Raw genomic sequence first — 25,042 nt, forward strand, 5'->3', positions numbered from 1 at the left:
GTGCTACGGAATGTGCCGGCGCGCTGGAAAAATCCGCCAATTTCGTGGCATGCTGCCAAGACCCAGATGGCGATCCAATTCGAGGACCGATTCATCCTTACTGACTAATCACCACCACTGGCTCAAACACGAAATTCCTGATAGATCCCGGTCTGCAAATCTCGGTCACGCAGGTACTCTCTGATTCCCTCCCAAATCGTGACCACCTTGGGTGCATAGGCTACAGCCCCGATCGTGAACTCGGCCTTGCGATTTTGTGTCTGCATGGCGATGATTGTCCTCTTCACCTTTGCATTACTTGCCCCTGGGTATGAGCGGAATCATGGCACTTTACGAAAGAGCGCGCACGGGACCTTCGATTCCGAACGGGCTTCGGCTCCCGCGCCGATCCAATGCCGGCGCGATAGTCAGCCGTCGCCGCTCCCTATCACTTCCGCGCCAATTTCGAGCACTACTGTACCGTATCTCGGACGCGTTCGCTGGAATACGACTCGGCTGCTCCGTGACCTGAATGCCCAATCAAGGTGCGAAGAGTACAACGACAGTCCGGCATTGAGGCGAAGCTATTTTCATAGCGTCTCTTGACCTCGTCGCATCCTTCGAACCACCTGCCCTCGACATCGAGGATCACCAGCGCTCGGTGAAAAGCAGGCCCTCACCCCTTCGATATCGTGGCGGTTGAACGCGTCGAAATAGCGCTCGATGAGTTCCTCCTTCGGTGTCATCTATCTAGTGCGCCTCCATCTTCAAAACCGGAGAGTGAAAACGCATTATCTCTCAGAACCGGCGCGGTCGTCTTCCCATAATTAGCTGGCCTGATAGGCTCAGCGACCAGTCTGTGCACGCGGGAAAACGGCCGCCTTGCGGTTAACGCGCCGCTTGCACCTCGTGGCGGCTCTTGCCCGCGCGTGCGTTCACTGGCTGATGGTAATCGCGGATCTGCTTGATCTTGCCGTCCACGATCTTGCCGTCCACAATTGCGATTACTTCCGCACCGATCGCCTCAACTTTGCCTGGTTTTGAATTGGTGCCGTGAAAGAACGACTCCGCCACGCCACGCCCGCTGTTGCCCGTGCACACACGCAGATCGCAATGCCCGTCGGGAAACACAGCGAACTCGGTTTCGTACGAGCGCCGGACCTCTGCACGACCCACGGACCGCTTGCCCGTCGGACCGACGATGACCGGCTCTTCGTGATAGCAGGCCATCACGCTTTCGATGTCGTGGCGGTTAAACGCGTCAAAGTAACGTTGAATCAGTTGTTCCTCGACCGTCATTGTCCTCGCCTCCTGGTCCGATTAAACCGAAATTATGTGCCAGCAGCCTTGCACTACTTCTTGAAGCTGCGTGTTCAGTTTTTCCGCCGCCCGTGCGAAGCCAGATCAATGCGACCGCACCCAGAGCTCCACTCACAATGCCTGCAAGGAGGATCCGGGCGCTCCTCCCCTAGCCGTTCCAATTCCCGAAATTTTTCCGCCGGCGAATCGCTCTCGAGCGTTATTTCGCAACGACGCGCTCAAATCCCGTCGGTTCTTCGAAAACTCCGTAAAAGCCGACGAGATCGGCGTATCCCTTGAGGGCGATCTCGTACCGCTTTATCGGGATTTCGAGAAACGCCGCGTAAAGAGCTGCCGTAATTGCCTGGTACGCGCCCACGCCGCAAGCATAATCTCCGGCCTCGTGATTCGACTCCGAGCAACCGCATGCGGGGCGAGCGCCGTGGGAAAATGACTCCGTCAACTCTTCGGCCACCATGGGCGAACCTGTCTCGGCCCCCGTCGCCGAGGGCGCACGCTCAACACCTCCCGATGCAGGGACCAAGCGGCCCTTATGCCTCGGCGATGTGAAACCACGGAAGACGTTCCTCGGCAAAGTACTGTTTTCTCGTCGGCTGAAGCTGCGCGGCTTGATCAAACGCACCGACATGAAAATGCGTTTGCGTCGGCCCGGGGAGACTTTCGCAAGTCAAAGTTGATCCGCACTGGGCGCAAAATCCGCGCCGGGTTGTCCCGGGCGTAGAATCAAACTTGGTTATCTCGCCTTTCGTAACCGTCGGTCTTCTTCATAAAGCTCTCAGTGACGCCGTCGAGGATGGGCTTATAAAACGAAATCCAGTGCTGCGAGCTTCAAGGTGGACTGCTCGCATGCTCCAGAGATCTTTCGGATTGTTAAGGAAATCCGCAGTCGCGCTACGCACAGGAACGACGATATTTTGTCTTCGCCGACGTGAGGGTCGCCCCTTGTCGCAAGAGTGGTTCAAATAAGCGAGTTTGGAGGCCGACACTCCGGCGTGCCGGGATTCGCAACGCGGTCAATATTGCATCCGCGACACCTTCATCACGTTGTCGCTTTCGGTTGGTGAAGATCCCGGTTGGGTCGCCCGAGTTTGCGGCACTTCTGAGCAGAGATTTTCCGGCGCTACCGGATATTGATTCCGGGTCTGCAAACCGTGCCGGCACTCAATCAGAGCCGCCTTTTCTCCTGTATCGAGCTCTCAGACAGCCAGAAATAGTCCCTGAGCGCGTTTTCAGAACCAAAAACTTCACAAAATCAACCACTTAAGGTGGTGGAGGCGGGGGGAATTGAAAACCCGGATTCGGGAGAACCCAGTAAGAAAAAGTAGCATTTTCAAGGGTTTTGCGTCTCGGCATATCCTGCAAAATAACGTGATTTACCGCGCGTTGTCCCTCATGTCAACGCCAGTTGAATGCTGACCCACTTGCCGAGATCTCGCCGAAGTAAAACCGACCCAGTTTGTAGTCTGCCAGGGGGAGCGCGAGGGGGACCTTCCCCCTCGCCGTACCGTGGAGACTCTGTGCTAAAGAGAATTAATTCGAATAGCGCAGCGCCCGAGTACAGATGCGGAGGTTACCGACGACAATGCGTTATGGAGTCTACGTACAGAATTTCGGCGAGTATGCCGATCCGCACGACCTCATTGCGCTTGCCTGCGATGCCGAACAGGCGGGCTGGGACGGTTTTTTCCTTTGGGATCACCTTCATCTCTGGCATTCAGATATTCCGTTTGTCGATGCCTGGGTCGCGCTGGCCGGGATTGCCGCGCGGACTGAGCGTATTCGCCTCGGTCCGCTGATCGCGCCGTTGGCACGGCGCCGGCCGTGGAAGGTGGCGCGGGAAGTCCTATCGCTGGACCATCTCTCGCGCGGCCGCACCGTTCTCGGCGTGGGGCTCGGGGCACCAGCGGATGGGGAATTCGAGTGCTTTGGCGAGGACCCGACTGATCGGGTTCGCGCGCATAAGCTTGACGAAACTCTGGTAATACTGGACGGGTTGTGGCGCGGCGAGACGTTCAGTCACGATGGCGAATTCTTTCATATCGATCGCGCCAAGTTTGTCCCGCGAGCGCTACAGTCGCCGCGCGTGCCGGTCTGGGTTGCGGGTTTCTGGCCGAACAAGCCACCCATGCGGAGGGCGGCACGATGGGACGGCATGTTTCCGCTAAAGATGCCTCCAGTTGCGTTGACGGATCTGAGGCCCGGGACCGTTCCATGGTCCGCGTTTTGGCTGCAGCCGCATGAGTTGGAACAAGCCGTCAAGTACGTTCGCCAATATCGTACCGATTCCGCCCCCTTCGACGTGATTGCCAGCGGTGCCACCCCGCTCGGTGAGCGGACCCAGGGAAAGGCGATCGTGGGAGCCCTTGGCGCGGCGGGAGCGACTTGGTGGCTTGAGTGGCTCGATGAACAGCGCGGCAGCCTTGCTCAAATGCGGGAACACATACGCAAAGGGCCGCCAGACATCGGTTGACCGGAGCCGCCAATAGCTTGACAGGAGGCATTCAATCTCTGCGATGCTTTACCGGGTTAGTCAGAATACCCGCTTTGCGCTTGTTCTTGAGCCTAAAGCTCTCGCCATTGATGTTGACGATAATGGGGTGGTGGAGAATGCGATCGAGCATCGCGGCGGTAAGCACGCTGTCGCCGGCGAAGGCGCTATCCCAGCTGCCGAAGGTCAGGTTCGATGTCAGGATCATCGAGCCGCCTTCGTAGCGCTGCGCCACCACCTGGAAGAACAGGTGGGCCTGCTCGCGGCTCATAGGCAGGTAGCCGATCTCGTCAAGGATCAACAGCTTGTAAGCGTTGACCGCGCGATGCATCACCTGCCGGTAGCGACCCTGGCGCTGCCCGGCTTCGAGCATCAGCATTAGATCGGCCGCGCTGAAGAAGCGCGTCTTATAGCCCTTCTGCGTGGTGAGATAGCCCAATGCGAACGCGAGATGAGTCTTGCCCACGCCCGAGGGCCCAGGAACACCACGTTCTCGGAGCGCTCAACGAAGGCCAGGCTCGCCAGTTCCATGATCTGCTTGCGCGGGGCACCAGTGGCGAAGGTGAAGTCGTATTGATCGAGCGTCTTGACCGCTGGGAAGCCGGCGATGCGTGCGAACATCTCGCGGGCCCGCGTGCGGCGCGACTCGCGCTCGGCCATGAGCAGTTCCTCAACGAAGTCAGTGAACGACGTGTGTTTCTCGGCGGCTTTCTGCGCCAGCGGGGTATACTGCGCGGCCACGCTACCGAGCCTAAGCTCATTGCAGAGCTCGACCACGCGCTGATGCTGGATGCTCATTTGAGCTCGGCCGTAATCAGCTCTTCGTACACGCGCAGCGAATGCTGATACCCCAGTGGCGGTGCCGCCTGACGCTTTGACGGAACGGGCTTAATCAATCCCGGCCAGGGCGCGGGCATCGGTTGCAGCCGCTCGCGCTCCATCGCGAGGCGCATCCATGGAACCTCGCCCGTGGTCGCGTGCACGCGCGCGTTGGCGATCTCGCGCAACCAGGTCCCGACCCGAGCGTTGGCTGTATCGCGATCGACCTTCAGTCGTCGGGCCGAAGCTGACTGGCCAGCGGAATGTAGAAGCTCCCGCGCAGATAGCCGATGAAGCGCTCGACCTTGCCTTTGGTCTTCGCCCGATATGGTCGGCACAGCCGCGGCAGGAACCCATAGTGGTGCGCGAAGTCGAGGAAGGTGCGGTTGTAGCGATGCAGCCCGGGGCCGTACTGATCGCGATCGCTCACCACCGTGCGCATGTTGTCGTACAAGACCTCGCGCGGCACTCCGCCGAAGAAGTAAAACGCGCGCTCGTGGCAGCCGAGCAGCGTCTCCAGCCGTTCGTCGGTGACGAACTCAACGTATGTCGCCCGGCTCCAGCCCAGCGTCGCGATGAACACTGCCAGCCAGTCGCGCCCGCGCCGAATGGTCGCGAAGTCGGCCTGCATCTGGCGGCCAGGATCAGTCTCGAAGCGGACCACCGGGTCCAGCCTCGCTACCGGTCGCAACGTCGCGAGATAATCCTTGAGGATGCTGTAGCCGCCCGGATAACCCAGCGCCGTCAGCTCGCGCAGCAGCACGGTCGCCGGTATCCAGTCCGGCGCCGCGGCCTTTACTCTTCCGTCGATGTACTGCTTGTAAGGATCGAGCTTGCTCGGTCGCGCCTCACGTTGGTACCGCGGCAGCCCCTCACTTTGCAGATAGCGCCGGACCGTGTTGCGCGACACTTTGAGCATCCGCGCAATCTCCCGGATGCTCTTCCCCTGACGACTCAAAACCGGGATCTCCACGCTCCCTCCGCCACCAGCATGAGGCCCTCCGCTTTGGAGTACCCCATGCCGGGAGTGGGTCAATTTTCAATCGGCGACCCGGGTCAGTTTTGCATCGGCACTAACACTCCGGGACAGTCGCGATATCGTTCGGCTCAAGTAGCACAGCCATCGGCTTTTGCCCTCACAGATCCGAGCGTGCAGTTTTCCCGCACTCGGCTCTTCCAGAAGTTCGATCGTCTCAGCAAGCGACCACCGTCCGAAGGTGAGCGCGGTTAGCGGTAAGCTTTCTAGTGTGTGCGGCGCCATGTGGCAAGAATCACTGAATTCCCAAGTTGGACGTCACGGGTTCGATCCCCTTACAACCGGCAATGAAGAGCCCGCGCAGCTGAGAAACTCACCTCTGTTCTTCCGGCTGGTAGAGAGACTACTTCTTACGTCAATGCCTTTATCAAGGAGCTCCGCGAGAGCGATTCTGGGAGCAGAGCCGAGGTTTCACGGTTCCGTAATCTTTTCGAGGACTCCTATGACGGCATCTTGCGCCGTTCAACGGCCAAGCTTAATCACCGCATTTCTTTGCGCCTAGAGCATTGATGAGTTTGGCGGGGCGTCTGGAACCCGCGCACAATGGGCTAGGCGGTCAGCCACTGCACTGTTTGTCCCCGTCAGGGTGATGGTGATGCCGAGCTGTCACCAGAATCGAGAACTGCTGCTAAATGCCCGGATCTAGGAAAACTTTGAGCGGGCGACGGGCACGTTAGCTCCAAGGACATGCAATGCGGGGGAGTTACAGTTGGCTGGTTGTCAGGGGCGGAGTTCGCGAAAACCGTCGCAGCCGCGCGGCGCGGCGGACATCGTTCAGCCGCCCTGTTCAAGCGCTCGAAAATCGATTTCCAGTGCTCACATAGTGCCCACTTTGGTCCGCTGTCATAGGGGCTGGGATGATGTTCGCAAGGAGTGCAGTATTTTCGGCCCGATCTGGCCTCAGATTGTGTGGTAGAACTGGCCGCACAGAACTTGGGATCCAGTGCCGCAAGGCGTAGTGGTTCAAGTCCCCTCTCCTCGCATCGCCGGAAGATCGGGCTACTCCCTCTCAGACATTTCTGCGCATAATTCCCCGATGGAGATCGCCCGTCGAGACGCGACACCGGACGACCGCGCGGCCGGAGATTCGTACTGGGCTTGGCTCGCCGTCTGGCTCGCTTTAGGCGTTATCACGCTGCTGGCGATTCATCGTTTGCGCGATTTTCCAGCGACGCTGAGCTGGCGCGCGGCCTTCGACGGTATCCGCGAAGTCTTACCCGCAACCGCATGGGCGGCGATCAAGGTCTGGCTCTTCTGGGGTCTGTGCATGATCCTGCTGGGCGGCGCCGCGCTGCGGCTCGATCCAGAGTTGCAAACGTCCGATGCGCTGCTGATCGGAGCAGCGGCGCCATGGGCGCTCGCGCCGATCCTCGGCAATATCCTGGGCCCGTTGAGCCTCTTCAACGCCGCTACGATCTGGGGTCTGATCGCGCTCCTCATCGCCTGGTTGTGGCGCAAACCGCCGTCGTTAAAATTCAGCCCGCTGAGCAGCGGGCAGAAGCTCGCCCTGCTCGCGACTGCTCTGCTGGCCGTCTCGTACATCCCTCTGCAGCTCGCCTCTCCGGTCCCGCCCTTCATGGACGTGCTCTCCTATCCCTCCTCCGTCCAACGGATCCTCACCTTCCGAGTCTATCTGCCCTTCGACAACGACCCTTACGGCTGCTGGGGACGTTACGCCGAAACACCTTTCCTCGAACTTTTCTACGCGATGCTGGCGCTCGGCAGCGGCACGCGACTGGCCGTTCTGACCGAAACCGCCGCGATGATGCCGATGGCGGCCTTGATGATTTTCGCGGCGTGGCGCCTGGGCAAGAGCTTGTTCGGCGACACTGCCGGCGGCTTCGCTGCGCTCCTGCTCTTCTCGACTGATTTGTTCCGGCGGGCTCAGGGGATGCGCGGCACGGCCGTCGATTTCGCCCTGATCGGGCTCGCGCTGGCATTTTTCCTCGATTTGAACCGACGCCGAATCACGCTCGCGGCCGGGGCACTGATGCTCGGAATCGGTGTCGGCTCCCATGCGATTATCGGCGCGTTCGGCCTGATCACGGCAGGTCTCGGCGTCCTGATGTGGCTGGTTGAGGGCGATTATCGGCGCTTCTTTGCCGGAGTGCTCGCCTTGTTCGGCGCGAGCTTGTGTGCATTTCCGGAGTTGCTAATCGGGCTGGATTGGCAAGTCCAGTATCCGATCTTGCCGCTGTTGTTGTTGAGCGGCCTTGGCCTGATTGTGACCGCTGCCGCCCTGCTCGCGCCGCAGCCGCAACGGCTTAAAGACCTCGATTTGCGAATCATCAACGCCGCCCTAATCGGGGCGCTGCTGCTGGCAGTGATCGCGCGTCATGCTTTCATATTTTACTCGTTTTACACGAAGGTCGGCTTGAACCTGCCGATGCTGTTCCTCTTCGGTTTCGGCGGGCTGTTCGCAACGCTCGGGATCATCACAGCCGAGCGTCCCTTGCGCGCGCGCTACGCGGGGATCGCCGCGGGCGCCTTGCTCCTCGGCGCGCTGGACGATTATCTCGACCCGGCGTTGCGCGCTCTCGGCCGGACCGCCGCCACCCGCATGATGACTTCCGATATCAGTATCAAGCTGACTGACTATTGGTGTCCGTACTTTCTAATCTTCCCGGCCGGACTATTATTTGCACTGGCGTATGATCGCTGGTCGCGCCCACTGACCTTCCTCGCGCTGATGACGCTCCTGATCTATCCGTGGCGGCGCAACACCGACCCGATCTACTATGACTCGCTCGAACATACGATCACCGAGCAATGGGCTTTTAATCTCGACACCGCTGCCGATGGCTATTGGGCGGGACATAGCGACCGCCGTTGGACTTTTGATGCTGACGAGATGGAACTGATCAAAACTCTTAACGCCGAAATTGCGGCCGGCCGGATCACGCCCGCAACTCATATCCTCCATCTCACTGAGAGCATCTCGTCATACTCTCTGGTGCAGTTTTCAATCCTTACCGGAATCAACGACGATCCGATTGAGTATCAACACGACCCCAACAACCAGTGGGAGGGCGGCAGCCGAGTGCGCGGACTGGATTCATTGCACGAAGCGATGGCCGGGTCACCGCCCTATATCCTGAGGCAGGATCCGCCGCCGCCCGGTTTCGGCGATCCACCAGCCGGCTACGACCGACTGTTAGACGGCGGCGCGCTGCAACTCTACCGCCGCCACGACCTCGCGACGATCAATGATCCACCGCGGCGCGGCCTGCTCCGGCGCTTCGGGTTGGGGGTTGTGCTTGGGTTGTGCGCAATCGTCGTTTTACTGGGGCCGAGACGTGAGCAGCCCGTCGTCGGCGCGCACGAAGCGCCGCTGGGTTGAGCCCGAGCGATGGCGCAACCATCCGCGATGAAGTAAAACCTCGATCAATCAGTTGCAGTAAGCTGGTTCCGCAACAGCGAAGGACAGTCCCATGGCGCAATATATCGAAGTCGAGCAGGCAATTCCGTTGACTGGGCTGCGCGTGGTGCTCACCCCCGGCGTCCCTGGACCGTGGAGCGAATCGGCCAAGGGCATACTTCACGTCAAGAAAATTCCCTATGTGAAAGTGCGGCAGATCATCGCGGCAGAGAATCCGGCGCTGCGGCAATGGACCGCGCAGGAGACCGCGCCCGCCTTCATCTACAACGACGAGCGGCCCCGCAGCCTGTGGAGCGATCAGCTCTATCTGGCCGAGCGCATTGCACCAACGCCCCCTCTAATCCCAGCCAGGCTTGACGAGCGGGCACAGATGTTCGGCCTCGCCAATGAGCTGTGCGGCGAAAACGGCTTCGGCTGGGCGCGCCGGCTGATGCTGCTGCACGAGAGCCTGAGCAATCCAAACTTACCCGAGGGCGGACGGAAATTCTCAACCTTCCTCGGCAACAAGTATGGCTATGCGCCTGAATTTGCTGCAGGCGCGCCGCTACGGGTCGCCGAGATTCTCGAGGCGCTCGCGCGGCAGCTCGCGGCGCAACGCCAGCGCGGCAGCCGCTACCTGATCGGTGACGCGCTCACCGCGCTTGACATCTACTGGGCCTGCTTCGCCGCTCTGATCCAGCCGCTGCCCGATGACCAATGCGCAATGACCAGCGCCTTTCGCAGTATGTACACCTGCGCCGAGCCAACCGTGATGCGGGCTGCGGATCCGGCGCTCTTCGCGCATCGCGACTTCATCTATCGCGAACATCTTGAACTGCCGGTGGACCTGTAGGGCCTACGCTAGCGCAGCAAAGCGGAGGGAGCAGGCGAGTCTGACCAAAGGCCGCGCTCGCGGACTCGCCCGCCCCCTGGAGCTGCGTCAAGATTCTAAGTTGAAATCTTTTTAATAGCCTGCTGTGGGACGGCAGTGCATGAACGACGAATCGATCTTCGCGCATCATACCGCCGTGCTGGACGACGTGCGGCTGCATTACGTAATCGCGGGACATGGCGAGCCGGTGGTCTTGCTGCATGGATGGCCGCAGACCTGGTTCGAATGGCGCCGGATCATTCCAGCGCTGGCGCAGCGTTATACCGTGATCGCGCCCGACATGCGCGGGCTGGGGGATTCCTCGCGCCCGGTGAGCGGTTACGACAAGCGCACCGTCGCGGGCGACATCCGTCAACTCGTGCACAAGCTCGGCCTCGAGAAGATTTTCCTGGTCGGCCACGATTGGGGCGGTCCGGTCGCCTACGCCTATGCCTGCGCCAATCCGTCCGAAGTGCGTAAGCTGGTTATCCTCGATGTCACGATTCCCGGCGAGGCCTGGGAGAAATTCCCGCAGATCACGCGTCGCGGCGGCATCTGGCATCTCGCATTTCACAGCGTCCGCGACCTGCCCGAGGCGCTCGTGGCGGGCCGCGAGCGTGCTTACCTGTCGTGGTTCTATCGTTCTGCGGCTTACAATCCCTTGGCGATCACCGAGGCGGAGATCGACGAATACGGCCGCAGCTATTCGGCCCCGGGGGCGATGCGCGCCGGTTTCGAATACTATCGCGCGATCTTTGCCGATATCGATCACAACAAGGAAAATGCAAAGACCAAGCTCAAGATGCCGGTGCTGGCGCTGGGCGGCGAGCGCGGCTTCCGTAACAGTCCGCTGCGCTCCATGCGCGAGCTGGCCGAGGATGTTCGCGGCGGCCTCATCGAGCGCGCCGGCCATTGGCTCGCCGAAGAACGTCCGGATTATCTGATTGAGCAGCTACTCGCCTTCTTTGCTGAACCCGCCTGAGACACGGATCGCCAGTTCCGCACAGATTTTGTCCGCGATCGCGTGGGCCTCCTCCGAGACTTCTATGACCAGTTCGTCGCGCGGCTCCTCGAGCGTCTCGAACTGGCTACGCAAGAGTTGCGGATCAAAGAAATGACGCTGCCGCGCCGTCACGCGTTTCGCGATTAGCTCGTATGATCCCTTCAGGTAGACAAGTTTTACTGCATCCCGATCAATAATTATCTGATCGCGATACGATTGCTTGAGCGCCGAACAGGCAATGACCGCCGAGCCGCCTCGGGATACTGATCGTTGAATCAGGGCTCGGACTGCCTCGAGCCACGGCTGACGATCGTCGTCCGTGAGCGGGATTCCGTGCGCCATCTTCTCCCGATTCGCCGCCGTATGAAGGTCATCGGCGTCGTGAAAGGACCAGCCAAGGCGGCACGCGACCAGCTCGCCGACCGTGGTTTTGCCGCTGCCCGCCACCCCCATCAGGACTAAGATTTTTGACGCAGCTCGCAGACTCTTGACCTTGGCCGCGCGTCGCAGACTCCGCCGGCCCCTGTGCTCGCTGCGCGCGGCAACCGCGCTCCGCTAGTGTCACGCGCCTTTTTGATAGGCGTCGGCGGCGCGCAGCACGGTCGCGTCGTCGCCGCTCTTCCCGACCAGCATCATGCCAATCGGTAGGCCCTTCGATACCGCGCAGGGCACGTTCATCGCGGGATGGCCCGTGACGTTGAACTGCGCCGTACTCGAAACCATCCCGAGAGAGGCGGCCATGTACTCTTCGCGTGAGGCTCCAGGCAGCGGGATGCGCGGTGCCCGGGTCGTCATCGTCGGCATCACCAGCAGATCGTAATCGCTCAGGACTTTGTCGTAAGCGGCCTTGAGCGCGCGAGCAAGATTCTGGGCTTTGGCATAGTAATGGCCGTGGTAACGGTCGCGCATGTAGAGGCCGAGCATCGCAAACAGTTTGGCGCTCTCGGAAACGTCGTCAGGATGGGTCCGCAGACCACGCGCGAAGGCGTCGAGCATCCCGGTTGCATAGTAACCCTTCCAGTTCGTGCCGAGCCCGCTGCCGGTGATCATTGTGGCGAGCGCGCCCTCACCGGCGATTCCCGTCCAGATCGGTGCGCCATCGCGATGCCACGGGATGGAGACGCGGTCGAGACGCGCCCCGAGCTTCTCGAAGGCCTGGGCCGCCTCCATCACGGCTTCATCGACCTCTTTTTCAGCACCCGGCGTGCCAAAGCCCTCCTGCACGAGAGCAAGGCGCAAGCCCTTTGCGTCACCCGTGAGCGCTTTCGTGTAGGCGGCACCCGCCAGATTGGCGCCCTGGCGCGGGTCGAGGCCGTCCGGCCCGGCGATCGCTTCGAGCATCAGGGCGCAATCCGCGGCGCTACGCGCCATCGGCCCGAGATGATCGAGAGTCATTTCGATCGGAAAGGCGCCGGTATAAGGCACTAACCCATACGTCGGCTTGAGCCCGTAAAGTCCGCACCAGGCGCTCGGAATACGGATCGATCCGCCTTGATCGCCGCCGATCGCCATGTCCACCGCGCCCGCCGCGACCAACGCGCCGCTTCCGCTCGACGAGCCGCCGGTGGTGCGCTCACTGTCGTGCGGGTTACGCACCGGACCGCTGTCCGCAGTGTGGCTGCCGCCCGAAAAACAGAGACTTTCGCAAACCGCCTTGCCCAGAATCGTTCCCCCAGCGTCAAGGATGCGCGTGACCACCGTGGCATCGATATTCGGCACGAAACCTTCGAGCAACCGCGTTCCATTCATCATCGGAACGCTGGCGACGCAGACGTTGTCTTTGATCGCGAAGGTCTTGCCGGCGAGCAGCCCGCTCGGCGCACCCTTGATTTCGCAGCGCCAGTACCAGGCGTTATGCACATTCTCCTCGGCCGTCGGCCGCCAGCCGCCATCGCGGGGATACTTCACCGGAAGAGTCGGCTCGGCGAGCAGGTCCAAACGGTTCAGCGCCGAGATATAGGGCTCGAGCAGGCGGCGCGACGACTCGGTGTCTTGCGGCGACGGCCGAAACCCCAGCGTATTGGCGAGTCGGGTCAAATCTTCAGTTGAAGGCGCTTTAACCGGCATCGCTTGTCCTCCCGATCAATCAGGCCAATCAGTCAACGTCAGGACTTCAGGGTAAGACTTGGCCGGTGGATTTGTCCAACGCGCGGGCAAGCAGACATTCAACGCTCCGAGGCGCAAATATTCTCAGAGAATGTCTAATAATCTAAATCATTAGCTAATATGGAAGAGTACTTGCCTACTGCTCTCCGGCGGGGAGCTTTTCGACCGTCAGCTTATTTTGAACTGACTTAACGCCATCGCAGTTTCGCGCCAAGACAATAGCATGATCGATATCTTGCTGGGACGCCAGTACGCCTGTGAGTGTAACTACTCCATGAGCTGCACCCACGGTGACTGGGTAGTCATCTGTGACGCCGTCATCAGCGAGAGTGGATTTCACTTCGGTGATGATGAGAGCGTCCTTGGCGCGGTCGGCAGGCGAGGCATAGATGGTATGCTGCGTGCTCGAGGCTGAGAGTTGCTCCGACTGGACAGACGCATCGTTGGTCACCACGGGACCTTGATCTTGTGCAAGAGCGACATTTGCGATCCCGGCGGCGCCGATGCCCGCGGCTAACATGGTCGGGAACTTGTAGAGGTTCCGCATCGTACTCTCCTGTCGTCACTAGATTCGGGCCTAGGAAGACTAGATTCGGGCCTAGGAAGTAGCAACCTGTATACCAAGCATGATCATTTACTTTTACTGCCTGGCGACTCGATGCCAACTTGCGATTCAGACGCTTTGTAAGTGTTTCTAGAGGTCAGCAGTCCACGTATAAGATTATTCTCCTCTTGATCACCTTAGGCCAACGAGCGGTACAAGGTAAAAATTACTGCTGTTTGCGTTCGTCAGATCTGCTCTCAAGGCACACCTTCCAATAAGAACCTTTCGATTTTGCGTCTCCTCAAATGGCACAAACCCTGCTCCGCAATTGAACCTGAAGAACAATTCAGAGGAGGAATTATGACGAAATCATTCAAAAGGAGTGCTTTGACGGTAGCAGCAGCTTGCAGCCTCAGTTTTATGGCGGCTTGCTCAACCACCAAAGAGGAGACTCTTTCTACGACACCACGAGTTGTCGTACAGCCCGCCCCCGTGGTCGTGACTCCGCCGCCAGTAGTCGCAAGCTCGCCGGAAACCTCGACCAGCGTGACGAAAGAAACCAGTAGTTCCTATGATTCGAGTTCGGGGTCGGCCGTACCCTCCCAGCAGAGTACATCGACGTATAAGTCGAGCTCTGAATCATCGACCGTCACTCCGATCGCACCGTGAAGGTAGCACCACACTTCCGCAAGCGCTAAGCCTACTCGCGACGCGGCTGACCACAGTCGCGTCGCGGTAGTTACGACATCGCGCGACGCCGACGGGCCATCCTCTCTCGGCATCTTGCGTCTACCGGCTTGGTAACCGCACATAGAATCTTCGCGGCGAATGCCGGATTGAGCTAGCCCGACCTTCGCTAATTATGGCGGTCTGTTGCGCAGGGGGCGATTGGTTTTTTTACGTCGGTTAATATCGGCGTGAGATGGCCAAATTTGACTTTCCATTAGCGCACGGACACCTCACGGACAGAGCAACGGGACCTCCCCTTGTTAACGAAATGCCGGGGGCGACGAACGGCGTCAGCGCGCCCGGCGCGATTGACGCGGGAGTGCTCGGTTCGATTCTGAGTCGGGTGCAAGCGCAGGCGGCGGCCGATCCTTTCAGTAATCCGATCCTGCTCTTCGCGCTGGATTTGATGCTGCGGATTGACCGCGGCGAAATCAATCTCGACGGTCTGGAGAGTTTGGTGCAGCGCCTCACCGCCGAGGCTTTTGCTGACCGTGCGAAGCGATTGGCGAGTTACCTCGGTGAAGAGGCGATCGCTGCGAGCGAGTCGGCGATTGCGGAACTGCTGGAGCGTAAGGCGCGCGCGGGCGGCTTTGAAGAATTTTGTACGGCGCTTGCCGCCACCATCTTCGGCGTGGTCTTCACGGCCCATCCGACGTTCGCGATTACGCTGGAATTGGCTCGCAGCTTGGCCGAATTGGCAACCGCGCAGACGGTTAGCGGAGTGCCACTCGATCAGGCGGGACGGGATGCGCGGATGGAGGCGGCGATGCGCCTCGAGCATCGGCCGCCGGCGGAACTGTCGCTCGAGGTCGAGCACGCATGGGCGACCGAGGCGCTCAATCATGCGCACGACGCACTCGAGATGATGCATCGGATAGCTTTGCGCGTAGCCCGCGAGCGATGGCCGGAGCAATGGACGCGGCTCGAACCGCGTCTGGTAACGATGGCGTCGTGGGTCGGCTACGACCAGGACGGCCGCACCGATGTGACGTGGACGCGCACGATCGCGGCACGACTGGCGGACAAGCTCGCGATGATCGAACGCCATCGGAGCAAAGTCCAAGGGCTGATGCGCGCGGCCGGCGATGATTTCCTGGCGACCTGGAGCCGCTCGGTGCGATGCTGTCTTCGGCGAGCGTAACGGTCACCCGCCAAATCAAATCGCTCGCGGCGGCGGAGCGCGACCCGGCGAAAACTGCGGCGTTCGGCCGCGCGATGGTGCGAGGGCGGGACACCGGACTCATCCAAACAGCGCCGCTCGTAGCGCTAATCGACAAAACATTAGATGCAGCACCAGATGACGAGCAGCGCGAGACGCTGCTAGTGCTGCGCGCGAGCCTGAAAACGCATGGCCTCGGCCTGGCGCATATTCATGTGCGGCTCAATTCGTCGCAATTGCATAATGCGGCGCGACGGCAGGTGGGACTCGAAACGGAGCCGAGCGACCCGGCGAATCGGCGATCGTACTTTAATACCATCAACGATCTGCTCGAGCGGGTGCGTCCGATCGCGATCAGCTTCAAATCGTTGACGGTGGAGCGGGCGTCGGCCAAGCGGTTGATGATGACCGTGGCGCAGATCGTCAAGTTTATCGACGGCGAAACGCCGATCCGGTTTTTGATTGCGGAAACCGAGACCGGCTTCACGCTGCTGGCGGCGCTCTATTATGCGCGGCTGTTCGGTGTCGAGGATCGCGTCGAACTCTCGCCGCTGTTCGAGACCGAGGAGGCCTTCGAGCGCGGCGAGCGGGTTATCGAGGAGGCGCTGAAGAGCCCGCACTACCGCGCTTATCTGCATCGGCAGGGCCGGCTCGCGGTGCAATTCGGGTTTTCCGATTCAGGACGATTTATCGGGCAGATGGCGGCGACATTCCGCATCGAGCGGTTGCGCCTGCGGCTTGCGCAATTGGTCGAACGCCATGGGCTCCACAAGCTCGAAGTTATCCTGTTCAACACGCACGGCGAATCGATCGGTCGCGGCGGGCATCCGCTGACGCTGGCCGATCGCTTGCGTTACGCGGCGCCGCCGCAGAGCCGGACCGAGTTCGAGCGGCGCGGGATACGTGTGAAGGAGGAGATAAGTTTCCAGGGCGGGGACGGCTATTTACTGTTCCTGACGCCTGCCGCAGCGACCGCCAGTATGCGGCAGTTTCTCAGTTTCGCGTTCGACGTGAGCGATGAGACCGGCAACTCAGGAATCTTGACGCAGCTCGGAGACTCGCCTGCTCGCTCCGCGCGGCAACCGCGCTCCACTGGTGATCCGATTTACGCTGCACCGGACTATACGGCGGAATTTTTTGCGACGGTGCAGCAGGAGTTCACCAGCCTGGTGGACGATCCGGACTACGCGGCGTTGCTGAGCCTGTTCGGCACGAATCTGCTTTACCCAGCCGGGTCACGGCCGGTGTCGCGTGAAACGGAAGACTGGCGCAGGCCGACGACGATCGAGCATCCGGCGCAGTTGCGGGCGATCCCGAACAACGCGATCTTGCAGCAACTCGGTTTCATGGCGGTCACGCTGCACGGAGTCGGGCGCGCGGTCGCGAAAGACCCGGAACTTTTTCAGGTGATGCGTGAACGGTCAGCGCGCTTCCGGCGGGCGTCGCAGATGGTTTCGGCTGCGCTTGAGCACTCGGAGATCGACGTTTTGAGCGCCTATGTGAATACGCTGAATCCGGCGATGTGGCTGAATGGAGTGGGACGTACACGGCGTCCGGCGCGCGCCAAGGCCTTGCGCGAACTAGCGCGGCTGACCGGACGGCTGGATCGGTATGACCGGCTGGCGCGGCTGGTGCGGCGCCTGCAGTCGGATCAGTTGTGGCTGCTCGAGGCGATCGCGCCGGTCGAGACCACGCAACGGCGACGTCTGCTTCTGCTCCACGGAATCCGCGTGGCGCTGATCCAGCGGATCTGCCTGCTGGCGACCGAGATCCCGAATTTCAGTCCGCAGCTCGGGGTGACCCGCGACGACATCCTGGAGCGGATCCTCGAGCTGGACGTGCCGCGCGCGATCGAGCGGCTGCGCCTGATTTTCCCGCGCGAGGATGGCCGGGCCGATGCAGACGGCGATTTCGGCGAAATCTCACAGTATCAGCCGGAGCCCTCGCTCTCCTACGCCGTCGAGCACGACGCCTTGTTCGCTCCGATGTTGCGGCTGTTTGATTTGGCGCGGCGCATCGGAACGGCGATCACTTACGAGATTGGCGCGATCGGTTAGCCGAGTCAGAAGGCGACGTCGAGATCGGCGCGCGCCCAATCCGCGCGCCAACTATGTTTCACGCGCGCGAGCGCGAACGCGGCGCCCACCACGACCAGGGCAAACGCCAACAGGCCGGCCGCGTAGCTGCCTTCCAGACTCTTAAGTGAGCCGAGCAGGGTCGGCAGGAAGAAACCGCCGAGCCCGCCCGCCGCGCCGACGACGCCCGTAGCGACTCCGATCTCCTTGCCGAAGCGTTGAGGTACGAGCTGAAAGACCGACCCATTACCGGTGCCAAGGCAGGCCATCGTCAGGAAAAGCAGAGTGATCGCGATCGGCAACGTCGGCAGCGAGGAAAGTGCGCATAACAGAAATGCGATCATCACGTAGAGAAACGAGAGCACGCGAATTCCGCCGACGCGATCGGCCATCCAGCCGCCCAACGGCCGCAGCAGGCTGCCGGCGAAAACACACAGCGCGGCAAAGGTGCCGGCCTGGACGCGGGTTACGCCGTACTGATCGAAGAAGAATATCGGCAGGAAGCTCGCGAGACCGACGAAGCCGCCGAACGTCACCATGTAAAAGCCGTTGAACCACCAGGTGTCGGGTTCCTTCAGCAGGTCGAGATAATTTTTCAGCGATTTGGCCGCAGGTCGATCTGGCGCTTCTTTGGCGACGAGCCAGAAGACCAGCAGAATGAATGCAATCGGGATCGCGGCGAGCCCAAAGACCGCCCGCCAGCCGTAATGCTCGGCGAGGTGGGGTGCGAAGAAGGCGCCGAAGACCGTGCCGGAGTTGCCCGCTCCTGCGATCCCGAGGGCCAGCCCCTGGAAATGCGGCGGATACCATCGGCTGGCTAGCGGCAGCGCGACGGCAAAGCTTGCGCCGGCGACGCCCAGCAGCAACCCGATCCCGACCAGGTCCGTCGTCGAAGAAGAGTGCAGCCATCCCCACAGCAGCGGCACCAGCGTGAGGCTCAGTCCGGCGAGGCCGGTCTTGCGCGGACCGAAGTGATCGGTGGCAATGCCCAGGATGATGCGCAGGATCGCGCCGCCCAGCAACGGAATCGCGACGAGCAGACCTTTTTGCGCGGGACTCAGATGAAACGCCTGCGCAATGAAAACGCCGAGCGCGCCCATCAACGTCCAGGCCATGAAGCTGGTGTCGAAATAGAGAAACGAACAGACGAGTGTCGGCCAGTGCCCGGCACGCTTAAATTCTCCCAGTCCCATCGAAGCTCCCTTGTCCGCCGGCTATGCGACGTCGACGAAGATGCGGCCGTCGCGCAGCTCGACCGGATAGGTGCGCACATGCAGTTCGGTGTCGAGGCCGCGGCCATCCCTCAGCGCAAACTTGTAGGAATGAAACGGACAGATGACCGCCTCGAGTTGCGAGGCATGATCAAGTCCGACGATGCCCTCGCTCAGAGGTCCGGCGCGATGAGGGCAAAGGTTATCGAGCGCGAACATACGCCCGTCGCGCAGGCGAAAGACCGCGATTTGCCGATCGCCCGCGATCACGCAACGGCCTTGTCCCGGCGTAATATGATCGAGCGGGCCAACCTCGATCATGCGCGCTGGAATTTCTTCGATAGTTTGCAAATCCACTCCTGGTTGATTCCTTTTTTCTGGCGCGCACACCTTACGAGGCGGCCGGTGCGATCGCTGGAGTCGCAATCGGTAGCGCATCGCCGAATTGATTCGGTTCGGCGGGCCTCGCGCCCTCCTGCCACGGGTCGCGGTAGGCGGCGACGGTCGCCGCCATTTCACGATCGAGCCGATCGCTGTCGCCTTCGCAGTCGTCGACCAGAATGGCGCGCAGGCGCTCAATCCCGAGGCGCTCGAGAAAGGTGTAGGTGCGTTCCGCGTAGCGCGCATTTTCGCGGTAGTACTGCATGAAGCGGCCCATCAGGTTGAGAACTTCCTCATGCGTCGTCACGGTGGCGAGCAGCTCGCCGGCGCGGACATGCGCACCGGCGGCGCCGCCGACGTAAATCTGCCAGCCATTCTCGACCGCCACGACGCCGAGGTCCTTGACCGTGGCCTCGGCGCAGTTGCGAGGACATCCGCTGGCGCCGAGCTTCATCTTTCCGGGACTCTCGATCCCTTGAAAGCGCTTCTCGATCGCGATCCCAAGCGCGGTCGAATCGCCAACGGCGTAGCGGCAAAAGTCCGTCCCGACGCAGGTTTTGCAGGTGCGGAAGGCCTTGGTATAGGCATGGCCGCTGGGCATCCCGAGGTCGCGCCAAACGTCGGGCAGGTCACTCTTTTTGAGGCCGAGCAGATCGATGCGCTGGCCGCCGGTGATCTTGACCATCCGCGCCTGGTATTTGTCGGCGACGTCGGCGATGCGCCTGAGCTCGTCAGGTGAAGTCACGCCGCCGTAGATGCGCGGCACGACCGAGAAAGTCCCGTCGTTCTGGATATTGGCGTGAACGCGATCATTGACGAAGCGGGCGTCGCGTTCATCGTCGTACGCTTCGCGCCAGATGGTGCGCAGCAGCGAAGCCAGACCGGGTTTGCTGGCGGGGTCGTCGCGCCCGTCGGCCAGGGCGTCGAAGACCGCGGAGACCGAGCGCAGATTTTGCGCATGAATCGCGCTGACCAGATCGGGCTTCGATAGCGCGACGCCGGGCACGTAGTAATGCGCCGCCGGGTCCTCCTCAACTTGCCCCATGCAGGCCCATTCGACGAGTTCCTTGACCAGCGACTTGCACGAACCGCAGCCGGTGCCGGCGCGCGTCGCACCCATCACACTCTTGACGCTGCGATTGCCGTTGGCGACGCACTGGACGATCGCGCCCTTCTTGACGCCGTTGCAATTGCAGATCTGCACATCGGCCGGCATCTCCTCGAAAGTAACTTTGGCGCTGGGCGCGCCGGTATCGAAGAGCAGCGACAAACGATCCTCCTGCAGCTTGATGCCGCGGTCGAAGGCCTGGAGGAGATAGGCGGCCTTGCTGATTTCGCCCATCAGGATGCCGCCTGCCAGGCGGCCGTCACGGATGATCAGTTTTTTGTAAACGCCGCGCTGGGGCTCCATGAATTGCACGACATCTTCATTTTCGCCGTCGCCCGCGATCACGCCCATCGAGGCGAGTTCGACGCCCATCACCTTGAGCTTGGTGGCGAGCTTCGAGCCCTCGTATGCAGCCGCGGGATTCGCGCCGGTGATGTGCTCCGCGAGCACTTTGGCCTGATCCCACAACGGAGCGACGAGGCCATAGACGCGACCGCGATGCTGCGCACATTCGCCGACCGCGAAGATGTCGGGGTCGGAAGTGCGCAGTTGATCGTCAACCACGATTCCGCGTTCGGTCGTCAGACCCCAGCGCGCGCCGATCTCGGTGTTGGGAGTGATTCCGGTCGCGATTACGACCATGTCGCACTCGAGCGTCTGACCGTCTTCGAAGGCGAGTCCGATTACTTCATTATCGCCCAGCAGGCTCTTCGTGAGTTTCTTGAGATGAACCTGAATACCCATCTTCTCGATCGTATTTTTCAGGATCACCCCGGCTTGCGGATCGAGTTGCTGCTCCATCAGATGGTTCAGCAGATGGATGACGTTGACTTCGACGCCATGATTGAGCAGGCCGCGCGCAGCTTCGAGACCGAGTAGGCCGCCGCCGATAACGGCCGCACGGCGGCTCTTGCCGGCGTATTCAGCGATCTTGCGGCAATCGTCGAGGGTGCGGAAAACGAAAACTCCGGGCCGGAGCTCGCCGTTGGGTTTTTTCAGCGCGGCAATTGGCGGAATCGACGGGCGGCTGCCGGTTGCGATGATTAGTTTGTCGTACGGATACCAGTTGCCATCGTCGCAATGCACTGCCTTGTGCGGCCGCGCGATGACGTCGACGCGCACGCCGGCGCGCAGATTGACGTCGTTGTCCTTATACCAATCGAGTCCGTTGAGGAATATTTCCGACACATCCTGCGAGCCGTTGAGCACGCTCGAAAGCAGGATACGGTTGTAATTGCCGTACGGCTCGTCGCCGAAAACGGTCACCTCGAACTGCGCGCCGCCCCCGCAGGCCAGAATCTCCTCGACCGTGCGCGCACCGGCCATCCCGTTGCCGATAACGACGAGCTTCTTTTTTGCCGCTTCAACTGCCGCAGTCTCCAACATCAAATTCTCCCTCAATTGCGAGCGGCCAACGGCTCAGGCGCCACTGCCGGGTTGTAGTCAACTAGCTTGTCGATGCGCGCCGCACAGACCTTGAATTCAGGCATCTTCGAGACCGGATCGAGCGCGGGATTGGTCAGCAGATTGACCCGTCCGGCGCCGCCCCAATGAAACGGCGAGAAGAGCGTGTCCATCCGAATCGCGGCGCTCAGACGCGCTTTCATCACTGCGTTGCCGCGCCGCGTCGTGAGACGCACCGTGTCGTTTGCGACGATTCCGAAACTGCGCGCCGCCGCAGGATGAATTTCGACAAATGGCTCCGGCTCAGAAATGCGCAACGCCTTGACCCGCCGGGTCTGACTACCGGACTGGTAGTGCGCCATCACCCGTCCGGTGGTGAGATACATCGGATATTCGGAATCTGGCACTTCAGCCGGCGGCCGATACTCGACCGGATGAAACCGCGCGCGTCCGTCGGGTGTGGCGAAGCGCTCAAGAAACATTCGCCGCGTGCCCGGCTGGCGGTCATCGGGACACGGCCAGAACACACCGTCCTCGCCGGAAATCCTTTCGTAACTGATGCCGGAATAATCCGCGGCGCCGCCCGCGCTCGCGCGACGCAACTCGTCGAAGACCGCGCGTGACTGGCGCGGAAAGCCGTCGCGGCATCCAAGGCGCTCGGCCAACGCGCTGATTATTTCGAGATCGGTACGAACTCCCGCCGGCGCTTCGACGGCCTGCCGCCGTAGCAATACGCGCCCCTCGAGGTTGGTCATCGTGCCCTCTTCTTCGGCCCATTGCGTCGTCGGCAGCACGACATCGGCTAGGCGGGCGGTTTCCGACAGGAAGAAGTCCGCGACTAGCAGAAAATCGAGCGCGGCCAGCCGCTGTTCGACATGTCCGGCGTGCGGCGCTGAAACGACGACGTTTGAGCCCATCACGATCAGCGCGCGGACGCCGCCCGGGCAGCCGAGGGTGTCGAGGATTTCGTAAGCGGAACGGCCCGGCCCCGGAATCGTCGCCGCATCGACACCCCAGACACCCGCCACGTACGCGCGATCGGCCGGGTCGTCGATTCGTCGATAGCCGGGAAGCTGATCGGACTTCTGGCCGTGCTCGCGTCCGCCCTGGCCGTTGCCCTGGCCGGTCAGACAGCCATAACCACAATGCGGTTTGCCGGCTTTGCCGAGCGCCAGCGCAAGGTTGATGAAGGCCAGCACATTGTTAACCGAGTTACTCTGCTGCTCCGGGCCGCGTGCGGTCAGAATCATCGCGGTCGAGGCGTGTCCGATCATGCGGGCCGCTTCGTAGAGTTGCGCGACCGGCACTCCGCTGATGCGCTCGACGCGCTCCGGCCAGTACGACGCGACGACTCTGCGCACCGCCTCATAGCCACTGGTTCGTTGCGCCACGAAGTTCTGATCGATCATTCCCCCGGCGATCGCGATATGGAGCAAGCCGTTGGCGACCGCGGCGTCGCTGCCGGGCGTAAGTTGCAGATGCAACGTGGCCGTGCGGGCAGTCGCGGTGGCACGCGGATCGATCACGATCAGCCGTCCCCCGCGCCGGCGTTGCTCATCGAAATACTGCATCACCGGCGGCATCGTCTCGGCGACATTGCCGCCCGCCAGCACGATTACTTCCGCGCCGGGAATATCTTCGAGCGGAAATGGCAGCCCGCGATCGATGCCGTAGGCCTGCTGTCCTGCCTTCGCGGCTGAGGACATGCAGAAGCGCCCGTTGTAATCGATGTTGCTGGTGCGCAGGGCGACGCGCGCGAATTTGCCGAGCAGGTAGGCTTTCTCGTTCGTCAGCGCGCCGCCGCCAAAGACACCGACAGCGTCACGGCCGTAACGTTGCTGCACGCCGCGAATTTGCGCGATGACGCGGTCCAGCGCTTCTTCCCACGACGCTTCCCGCAGGAGACCGCCCCTGGTGTCGCGCAGCAGGGGCGTCGTCAGGCGTTCGCGATTCGTGAGCAGTTCCGCGGCGGTCCAGCCCTTCTGGCACAGACCGCCTTTGTTGGTCGGAAATTCGCGCGGAGCGACGGTCACGCCGCCATTCTCGGCGATCAGATTCATCCCGCACTGCAGCGCGCAATAGGGACAGTGCGTCGCGGTTATGCTCGCCGCAACTTTCTGTTTCCTGCTATCGCGAACGCTAATCGCTTCCATCGCTCTTCCGAATTGAACTGGCCGCCGACTTGCAATGATGTAAGCGCAAGCTTGATGCCGTCGCCGGCGTGACCGCGAAAGCAGCACCAGACCGGCGCGGGAGGCGCGAAGGATCGAGCACGGACGAGAGGTACGGAGGCTGAGACTCAAGCGGGTGCCGCATTGACGGGCAGACGCCGCCTCAAAAGTCAGCAGCGAAAATTCCTTGATGGCCATCGGCCGGCGTAATCGAGAGGATTCATGAATGTGATGGAAATGGATATCCGCGTGCTGAACACTTTCCGGGCGGTCGCGGATCAACGCAGTTTCACCGGGGCGGCGAAAAAACTGGGGCTGACCCAATCGTCGGTGAGCCAGCAGGTAATTGCGCTGGAACGCAGCCTCGGCGTGCAGCTACTCAAGCGCTCCAACAAATTTGTCGGGCTGACCACGGCCGGCGAGATTTTTCTGCAATGCGCGCGTCAAGTGCTCGACAACCTCGATCGCGTGCGCGGTCTGCTGGCCGATCAGTCGAAAACGACCGCGGGCCATCTCTCAATCGGCGCGCCCGCGTTGTTTTGCCACTCGTTGTTTCCCGCAGTGCTCAGTGCATTTCATGTACGTTATCGCGGGATCGCATTATCGGTGGTTACCGCAGACCCGGATTCGATGGCGGCGCGACTGGCTCATCGCGAGCTCGATCTGGCGCTGCTGCCGTATCCGATAAAGCAACAATCGCTCGGGATGGTGCAGTTGGGACGGGACGAGCTGGTGGCGATCGTTGAACCCCATCATGAGTTTGCGCATCACGATCGCCTGCACGCGAAAGATCTGAAGGGGCAGCCGCTAATCGTGCCGAATCCCGGCAACAAGCTGTGGGCCGCGTGGGACGCTTTTCTGATCGAGGCGGGCGTATTTCCAGAGATAATCGTCGAGACCGACGACCTCGACCTGGCCAAGCAATTGGCGATCGCGGGTCACGGTATCAGCGTGGCCCCGCGATGGCTGGTACTGCGCGAAATCGAACGCGGTGAGTTATGCGCGATCCCGCTGGGCGCGGCCGGCGTTTTTCGTCAGTGGTGCCTGGCCTATCATCATGGCAGCGAGTTGACCGGGATGCGGCGCAAGTTCGTCAAGATTTGCCAGGAAGAGATGCCGCATCTGCTCGGCAAATCCGGCGTCAGGCGCCGGGCGGCGCACGAGCAGAGCCCGGAAGCACAACGCGCCGACACTTCAGAAGATCTCCCGGAAACTCGGATCGCGAGCGCCGGCAGCCGCTGAGTCCGCGGCTTTCGGCCAATCCGATCAATGGCCGCTGC

Annotated in this window: 20 protein-coding genes and 1 pseudogene; 7 read left to right on the plus strand and 14 right to left on the minus strand. The window is 61.3% G+C overall.

The genetic code is table 11. The features are described from left to right. Positions 1 to 122: 122 nt before the first annotated feature. The 3 genes from VKS22_00505 to VKS22_00515 all read right to left on the minus strand — a co-directional run bounded on the left by VKS22_00505 (position 123) and on the right by VKS22_00515 (position 1,756). On the minus strand, positions 123 to 266 hold the full coding sequence (locus VKS22_00505; GenBank protein HLW69081.1) for a hypothetical protein: 144 nt from the start codon (positions 264 to 266) through the stop codon (positions 123 to 125). A 601-nt stretch (positions 267 to 867) separates the two neighbouring features. Next, a complete protein-coding gene (locus VKS22_00510) occupies positions 868 to 1,278 on the minus strand; it encodes a nuclear transport factor 2 family protein (GenBank protein HLW69082.1) in 411 nt (136 codons plus the stop codon). 220 nt (positions 1,279 to 1,498) lie between these two features. Further along, positions 1,499 to 1,756 carry a hypothetical protein gene (locus VKS22_00515; GenBank protein HLW69083.1) on the minus strand — a complete coding sequence of 86 codons (258 nt, stop codon included), beginning with the start codon at positions 1,754 to 1,756 and terminating at the stop codon, positions 1,499 to 1,501. A gap of 1,125 nt (positions 1,757 to 2,881) precedes the next feature. Between VKS22_00515 and VKS22_00520 the strand changes: the two genes are divergently transcribed. Beyond that, positions 2,882 to 3,769: an LLM class flavin-dependent oxidoreductase gene (locus VKS22_00520; GenBank protein HLW69084.1), complete on the plus strand. Its 888-nt coding sequence runs from the start codon at positions 2,882 to 2,884 to the stop codon at positions 3,767 to 3,769. 31 nt (positions 3,770 to 3,800) lie between these two features. Here the strand turns inward: VKS22_00520 and VKS22_00525 are convergent, their stop codons facing one another. The 3 genes and pseudogenes from VKS22_00525 to istA form a co-directional block, all read right to left on the minus strand. Next, positions 3,801 to 4,253 carry an ATP-binding protein gene (locus VKS22_00525; GenBank protein ID HLW69085.1) on the minus strand — a complete coding sequence of 151 codons (453 nt, stop codon included), beginning with the start codon at positions 4,251 to 4,253 and terminating at the stop codon, positions 3,801 to 3,803. Beyond that, complete coding sequence (locus VKS22_00530; protein ID HLW69086.1) at positions 4,166 to 4,585, minus strand: ATP-binding protein; 420 nt, start codon at positions 4,583 to 4,585, stop codon at positions 4,166 to 4,168. The genes VKS22_00525 and VKS22_00530 overlap by 88 nt, the downstream gene beginning before the upstream one ends. Further along, positions 4,582 to 5,579: pseudogene (istA, locus tag VKS22_00535) on the minus strand (IS21 family transposase). The gene VKS22_00530 and the pseudogene istA overlap by 4 nt, the downstream one beginning before the upstream one ends. 1,099 nt (positions 5,580 to 6,678) lie before the next feature. Here istA and VKS22_00540 point away from each other — a divergent pair. From VKS22_00540 to VKS22_00550, 3 genes are all read left to right on the plus strand, one after another. After that, a complete protein-coding gene (locus VKS22_00540; protein HLW69087.1) occupies positions 6,679 to 8,982 on the plus strand; it encodes a hypothetical protein in 2,304 nt (767 codons plus the stop codon). Positions 8,983 to 9,073: 91 nt separating this feature from the next. Next, entirely contained in the window at positions 9,074 to 9,853 is a 780-nt protein-coding gene (locus VKS22_00545; protein ID HLW69088.1) for a hypothetical protein, read from the plus strand. Positions 9,854 to 9,992: 139 nt separating this feature from the next. Then, the gene (locus VKS22_00550) at positions 9,993 to 10,853 is read left to right on the plus strand and encodes an alpha/beta hydrolase (GenBank protein HLW69089.1); all 861 of its coding nucleotides are present in this window, start codon (positions 9,993 to 9,995) and stop codon (positions 10,851 to 10,853) included. Here the strand turns inward: VKS22_00550 and VKS22_00555 are convergent. The 4 genes from VKS22_00555 to VKS22_00570 all read right to left on the minus strand — a co-directional run bounded on the left by VKS22_00555 (position 10,824) and on the right by VKS22_00570 (position 14,306). Continuing rightward, on the minus strand, positions 10,824 to 11,327 hold the full coding sequence (locus VKS22_00555; protein HLW69090.1) for a gluconokinase: 504 nt from the start codon (positions 11,325 to 11,327) through the stop codon (positions 10,824 to 10,826). The genes VKS22_00550 and VKS22_00555 overlap by 30 nt on opposite strands. Before the next feature lie 108 nt (positions 11,328 to 11,435). Continuing rightward, positions 11,436 to 12,941, minus strand: coding sequence for an amidase (locus VKS22_00560; protein HLW69091.1), 1,506 nt, complete (start codon positions 12,939 to 12,941; stop codon positions 11,436 to 11,438). Between the two features lie 175 nt (positions 12,942 to 13,116). Next, complete coding sequence (locus VKS22_00565; protein ID HLW69092.1) at positions 13,117 to 13,527, minus strand: BON domain-containing protein; 411 nt, start codon at positions 13,525 to 13,527, stop codon at positions 13,117 to 13,119. Positions 13,528 to 14,093: 566 nt separating this feature from the next. Next, positions 14,094 to 14,306 carry a hypothetical protein gene (locus VKS22_00570; GenBank protein HLW69093.1) on the minus strand — a complete coding sequence of 71 codons (213 nt, stop codon included), beginning with the start codon at positions 14,304 to 14,306 and terminating at the stop codon, positions 14,094 to 14,096. Positions 14,307 to 14,521: 215 nt separating this feature from the next. Between VKS22_00570 and VKS22_00575 the strand changes: the two genes are divergently transcribed. After that, the gene (locus tag VKS22_00575; protein ID HLW69094.1) at positions 14,522 to 15,394 is read left to right on the plus strand and encodes a phosphoenolpyruvate carboxylase; all 873 of its coding nucleotides are present in this window, start codon (positions 14,522 to 14,524) and stop codon (positions 15,392 to 15,394) included. After that, on the plus strand, positions 15,373 to 17,469 hold the full coding sequence (locus VKS22_00580; protein ID HLW69095.1) for a phosphoenolpyruvate carboxylase: 2,097 nt from the start codon (positions 15,373 to 15,375) through the stop codon (positions 17,467 to 17,469). The genes VKS22_00575 and VKS22_00580 overlap by 22 nt, the downstream gene beginning before the upstream one ends. 5 nt (positions 17,470 to 17,474) lie before the next feature. Here the strand turns inward: VKS22_00580 and VKS22_00585 are convergent, their stop codons facing one another. From VKS22_00585 to VKS22_00600, 4 genes are read right to left on the minus strand one after another with little or no spacing between them, the layout of a single operon-like run. Continuing rightward, complete coding sequence (locus tag VKS22_00585) at positions 17,475 to 18,680, minus strand: nitrate/nitrite transporter (GenBank protein HLW69096.1); 1,206 nt, start codon at positions 18,678 to 18,680, stop codon at positions 17,475 to 17,477. Positions 18,681 to 18,701: 21 nt separating this feature from the next. Beyond that, positions 18,702 to 19,055: a nitrite reductase small subunit NirD gene (gene nirD / locus VKS22_00590; protein ID HLW69097.1), complete on the minus strand. Its 354-nt coding sequence runs from the start codon at positions 19,053 to 19,055 to the stop codon at positions 18,702 to 18,704. Positions 19,056 to 19,089: 34 nt separating this feature from the next. Next, positions 19,090 to 21,573 (minus strand): nitrite reductase large subunit NirB, encoded by a 2,484-nt coding sequence (gene nirB, locus VKS22_00595; protein HLW69098.1) that lies wholly within the window; start codon positions 21,571 to 21,573, stop codon positions 19,090 to 19,092. Positions 21,574 to 21,584: 11 nt separating this feature from the next. After that, on the minus strand, positions 21,585 to 23,744 hold the full coding sequence (locus VKS22_00600; GenBank protein ID HLW69099.1) for a molybdopterin oxidoreductase family protein: 2,160 nt from the start codon (positions 23,742 to 23,744) through the stop codon (positions 21,585 to 21,587). Positions 23,745 to 23,984: 240 nt separating this feature from the next. On the opposite strand from VKS22_00600, the gene VKS22_00605 reads away from it, so the two are divergent. Continuing rightward, complete coding sequence (locus VKS22_00605) at positions 23,985 to 25,004, plus strand: LysR family transcriptional regulator (protein HLW69100.1); 1,020 nt, start codon at positions 23,985 to 23,987, stop codon at positions 25,002 to 25,004. Positions 25,005 to 25,042 lie beyond the last annotated feature (38 nt).

This window comes from Candidatus Binataceae bacterium (assembly GCA_035308025.1).
GTDB lineage: Bacteria > Desulfobacterota > Binatia > Binatales > Binataceae > JAJPHI01.

Bases quoted from the DNA above. Each gene is read 5' to 3' on its own strand.
- VKS22_00505 (HLW69081.1), bottom strand. From the start codon at position 266: ATGCAGACACAAAATCGCAAGGCCGAGTTCACGATCGGGGCTGTAGCC.
- VKS22_00510 (HLW69082.1), bottom strand. From the start codon at position 1,278: ATGACGGTCGAGGAACAACTGATTCAACGTTACTTTGACGCGTTTAAC.
- VKS22_00515 (HLW69083.1), bottom strand. From the start codon at position 1,756: ATGGTGGCCGAAGAGTTGACGGAGTCATTTTCCCACGGCGCTCGCCCC.
- VKS22_00520 (HLW69084.1), top strand. From the start codon at position 2,882: ATGCGTTATGGAGTCTACGTACAGAATTTCGGCGAGTATGCCGATCCG.
- VKS22_00530 (HLW69086.1), bottom strand. From the start codon at position 4,585: ATGAGCATCCAGCATCAGCGCGTGGTCGAGCTCTGCAATGAGCTTAGG.
- VKS22_00540 (HLW69087.1), top strand. From the start codon at position 6,679: ATGGAGATCGCCCGTCGAGACGCGACACCGGACGACCGCGCGGCCGGA.
- VKS22_00545 (HLW69088.1), top strand. From the start codon at position 9,074: ATGGCGCAATATATCGAAGTCGAGCAGGCAATTCCGTTGACTGGGCTG.
- VKS22_00550 (HLW69089.1), top strand. From the start codon at position 9,993: ATGAACGACGAATCGATCTTCGCGCATCATACCGCCGTGCTGGACGAC.
- VKS22_00555 (HLW69090.1), bottom strand. From the start codon at position 11,327: ATGGGGGTGGCGGGCAGCGGCAAAACCACGGTCGGCGAGCTGGTCGCG.
- VKS22_00560 (HLW69091.1), bottom strand. From the start codon at position 12,941: ATGCCGGTTAAAGCGCCTTCAACTGAAGATTTGACCCGACTCGCCAAT.
- VKS22_00565 (HLW69092.1), bottom strand. From the start codon at position 13,527: ATGCGGAACCTCTACAAGTTCCCGACCATGTTAGCCGCGGGCATCGGC.
- VKS22_00570 (HLW69093.1), bottom strand. From the start codon at position 14,306: ATGCCGAGAGAGGATGGCCCGTCGGCGTCGCGCGATGTCGTAACTACC.
- VKS22_00575 (HLW69094.1), top strand. From the start codon at position 14,522: ATGCCGGGGGCGACGAACGGCGTCAGCGCGCCCGGCGCGATTGACGCG.
- VKS22_00580 (HLW69095.1), top strand. From the start codon at position 15,373: ATGCTGTCTTCGGCGAGCGTAACGGTCACCCGCCAAATCAAATCGCTC.
- VKS22_00585 (HLW69096.1), bottom strand. From the start codon at position 18,680: ATGGGACTGGGAGAATTTAAGCGTGCCGGGCACTGGCCGACACTCGTC.
- nirB (HLW69098.1), bottom strand. From the start codon at position 21,573: ATGTTGGAGACTGCGGCAGTTGAAGCGGCAAAAAAGAAGCTCGTCGTT.
- VKS22_00600 (HLW69099.1), bottom strand. From the start codon at position 23,744: ATGGAAGCGATTAGCGTTCGCGATAGCAGGAAACAGAAAGTTGCGGCG.
- VKS22_00605 (HLW69100.1), top strand. From the start codon at position 23,985: ATGAATGTGATGGAAATGGATATCCGCGTGCTGAACACTTTCCGGGCG.